The organism is Variovorax sp. P1_H2 (assembly GCF_056405295.1).
This window is the reverse complement of the sequence record NZ_JBFUCJ010000234.1, coordinates 1-3,755: the sequence shown is the minus strand read 5'-3', so window position 1 is coordinate 3,755 and position 3,755 is coordinate 1. Positions and strand designations below refer to the sequence as shown.

Below are 3,755 nucleotides of genomic sequence, written 5' to 3'. Positions count from 1 at the left end.
GGAAGGATCGGATCGGCGGCCACGACGCGATCTACTTCGGCGCCGTCGGCTGGCCCGAGAAGATTGCCGACCACGTCTCGCTGTGGGGCTCGCTGCTGCTGTTCCGGCGCGAGTTCGACCAGTACATCAACCTGCGGCCGGCGCGCCTCATGCCCGGCATCGTGGCGCCGGTGGTGCGGCGCGACGGCACGGCACGCCGGCCCGGCGAGATCGACATGTACATCGTGCGCGAGAACACCGAAGGCGAGTACTCGAGCATCGGCGGGCGCATGTACGAAGGCACGGCGCGCGAGATCGTGATCCAGGAAACCGTGATGTCGCGCGTTGGCGTCGACCGGGTGCTCAAGTTCGCTTTCGAACTGGCCCAGTCGCGAGCCAAGAAGCACTTGACGAGCGCCACCAAGTCGAACGGCATCTCGATCACCATGCCCTACTGGGACGAGCGCGTGGCGGCGATGGCGAAGACCTATCCGGAGGTCAAGCTGGACAAGTTCCACATCGACATCCTGACCGCGCACTTCGTGCAGCGGCCCGACTTCTTCGACGTCGTGGTGGCCAGCAACCTGTTCGGCGACATCCTGTCCGACCTCGGGCCGGCCTGCACCGGCACCATCGGCATCGCGCCGAGCGCCAACCTGAACCCCGAGCGCACGACGCCGTCGCTGTTCGAGCCGGTTCACGGTTCGGCGCCTGACATCGCGGGCAAGGGCATCGCGAACCCGATCGGCCAGGTCTGGTGTGGCGCCATGATGCTGGAATTCCTCGGCCACAAGGCCGCGCACGATGCCATCCTGGCCGCGATCGAGAAGGCGTTGGCGCCCGGCAGCGGCGCGCCGCGCACGCCGGACATCGGTGGAACCGCTGGGACTGTTGATCTAGGTAAAGCGATTGCCCAGGCGCTTTGAAAAGCGCTTCGCCAAAACGCCACTAAAATCGCGCTCCTCGCTGTGCTTCAGGGGGCAGCGTCGTATTGACACCCCCGAGACCAGTGGTTGTAATCCTTGTCGGCAGCGCGCTGCCGGCGCGTCAGAGCTGCCACCCATCTTCTGTACCCACCCCCGTGGCGTCGTCACGGGGCTGGCGCCGCTTCTGACGACCCTGATCAACAATTTTTCTGCAAGGGGCCCTTGTGAACAAAACCGAACTGATTGAGCACATCGCAAAGAACGCCGACATCTCCAAAGCCGCGGCCACGCGGGCACTCGAATCCACCATCGGCGCCATTCGTACCACGCTCAAGAAGGGCGGTTCCGTGTCGCTCGTCGGTTTCGGCACCTTTGCGGTCGGCAAGCGCGCCGCCCGGACCGGCCGGAATCCCCGCACCGGCGACGCGATTAAAATCAAGGCCGCCAAGATCCCCAAGTTCCGTCCCGGCAAGGCGCTCAAAGACGCGCTGAACTGAGACATTGTTTAAGGTGGGGTGCTTAGCTCAGTTGGTAGAGCGGCGCTCTTACACGGCGTAGGTCGGGGGTTCGAGCCCCTCAGCACCCACCACCCGATGCAAAGGCGAACGGACCGTTCGCCTTTTTTCTTGCTGCGTCAATATCCGTCCTAGAGAGTGCTCAAGCATGTTTGATTCCTTCCGCAAGTACAACAAGATCATCATGGTGTTCTTGTTCTTGCTGATCATTCCCTCGTTCGTGCTGTTCGGCGTCGATCGGTACCAAGGCGGCGGCCAGGGCGAGAAGGTCGCGCGGGTTGCCGGCGTCGACATCACGCGGCCCGAGTGGGATGCCCAGCATCGCAACGAGGTCGACCGGATCCGCCAGCAGGCACCCAACATCGAGCCGTCGCTGCTCGACTCCGACGCCGCGCGCTATGCGACGCTGGAGCGCATGGTGCGCGAACGGGTGCTCGCCGCGGCGGCATCGAAGTCCAACATGACGGTGTCCGAGGAACGGCTGGCACGCCTGTTCGCTGCCGATCCGGGCCTGGCCAGCTTCCGCACCGCCGACGGCAAGTTCGACCGCGAGGCCTTCATGCGCGCGACCGGCCGCACGCCCGAGCAGTACGAAGCCTCGGTGCGTGCCGACCTCGCAACGCAGCAGGTGTCGCTGGGCGTATCGGGAACGGCCTTCGCGACGGCGGCCCAGGCCGCGGCCACGCTCAATGCCTTCTACGACCGTCGCGAGATCCAGGTCGCGCTGTTCAATCCGGCTGATTTCGCGTCCAAGGTCAGCGTCAGCGATGCCGACCTGGAGGCCTTCTACAAGTCGCATGCGGCGCAGTTCCAGCAGCCCGAGCAGGCCAAGGTCGAATACCTGCTGCTCGATCTCGAGGCCGCCAAGAAGAACATTGCGGTCAGCGAGGCCGATCTGCACAGCTACTACGACCAGAACGCGGCTCGCTTCGGCAGCAAGGAAGAGCGCCGCGCGAGCCATATCCTGATTGCCGTGCCGCAAGGCGCGCCGGCCGCCGAACGCGAGCAGGCGCGCAAGAAGGCCGAGCAATTGCTGGCGGAAGTCCGCAAGGCCCCCAACAGCTTCGCCGAGGTGGCGCGCAAGAACTCGCAGGACCCCGGTTCGGCGGAGAAGGGCGGCGACCTCGACGTCGTGACGCGCGGCGCGATGGTCAAGCCCTTCGAGGATGCGCTGTTCTCGCTCAAGAAGGGCGAGATCAGCGGCCTGGTGGAAACCGAGTTCGGCTACCACATCATCCTGGTCGGCGACATCAAGCCGGCCGTGGTGCCGCCCTTCGACAAGGTGCGCGCGACGATCGAGAACGAGGTGCGCAGCCAGCAGGCGACGCAGGAGTTCGCCAAGGCTGCCGAGGCCTTCACCGACATCGTCTACCAGCAGCCCGACAGCCTGCAGCCGGCGGCCGACAAGCTCAAGCTGACGATCCAGACCGCGGACAACGTGGCCCGCACGCCGGTCCCGGGGGCCACCGGTCCGCTGGGCAACCGCAATTTCCTGAATGCGCTGTTCGCCCCCGATACGCTCGAGCGCAAGCACAACACCGAGGCGATCGAGATCGGTGCCAACCAGCTGGCCTCCGGCCGCGTGGTGCAGTACGCGCCGGCGCGCACGCTGCCTTTCGACGAGGTCAAGGACAAGGTCCGCACGCAGCTGGTCGCCGAACGCGCCGCGGCCCTGGCCCGCGCCGAAGGCGAGTCGAAGCTGGCGGCCTGGAAGTCCGATCCCGCCGGTGCCGGCTTCGGCGCTCCCGTCACCGTGTCACGGCTCGAGACGCAATCGCAGCCGCTGCCGGTGATCGAGGTCGCGCTGCGCGCCGACGCCGGCAAGCTGCCGGCCCTGGTCGGCGCCGACCTTGGCGCTCAGGGCTACGCTGTGGTACGCGTGATCAAGAGCGTGCCGCGCACGCCGCCGGCGGCCGATATGGCCAAGCAGGAGAACGAACAGGTCGCCCAGGCCGTGGGCGCGGCCGAGACCGCCGCCTACTACAACCTGCTGAAGGACCGCTTCAAGGCCGAGATTCTGGTGCCGAAGCCCGCAGTTTCGACGCCGGGCGCTGGACGCTAGTTTTTTCACGCTACAATTGAAGGCTTACGGTGGCTGTAGCTCAGCTGGTAGAGTCCCAGATTGTGATTCTGGTCGTCGTGGGTTCGAGTCCCATCAGCCACCCCAAAGACATTCGTCAGTAAAACAGGCACTTCGGTGCCTGTTTTACTTTGTGGGCGTGGCGAGTCGGCCGTATCGCGCATCGGACCGGTCTCCCTTCCTTCGCGATGCTTCCATTGACGCAGCGCCCCCCCCCCCGGTGAATACCAAGCACTTTTTTGTGAGGGGCTTGCT

At 65.5% G+C, this 3,755-nt stretch carries 3 protein-coding genes and 2 tRNA genes; all 5 read left to right on the top strand.

Annotated features, from left to right (window positions below):
* Positions 1 to 905, top strand: a 905-nt coding sequence (locus tag AC1D2E_RS35160) for an isocitrate/isopropylmalate family dehydrogenase (RefSeq protein WP_478201685.1), incomplete at its 5' end; no start/stop codon positions are given.
* Positions 906 to 1,129: 224 nt separating this feature from the next.
* Complete coding sequence (locus AC1D2E_RS35155; RefSeq protein WP_007830705.1) at positions 1,130 to 1,402, top strand: HU family DNA-binding protein; 273 nt, start codon at positions 1,130 to 1,132, stop codon at positions 1,400 to 1,402.
* Between the two features lie 16 nt (positions 1,403 to 1,418).
* Positions 1,419 to 1,494 (top strand) — tRNA-Val (locus AC1D2E_RS35150).
* A gap of 74 nt (positions 1,495 to 1,568) precedes the next feature.
* Complete coding sequence (locus tag AC1D2E_RS35145; protein WP_478201684.1) at positions 1,569 to 3,482, top strand: SurA N-terminal domain-containing protein; 1,914 nt, start codon at positions 1,569 to 1,571, stop codon at positions 3,480 to 3,482.
* A 29-nt stretch (positions 3,483 to 3,511) separates the two neighbouring features.
* A tRNA-His gene (locus AC1D2E_RS35140) sits at positions 3,512 to 3,587 on the top strand.
* Positions 3,588 to 3,755 lie beyond the last annotated feature (168 nt).

What these genes read in the sequence shown, in the direction of transcription:
- AC1D2E_RS35145 (WP_478201684.1), top strand. Translation starts at nt 1,569, where the DNA reads ATGTTTGATTCCTTCCGCAAGTACAACAAGATCATCATGGTGTTCTTG.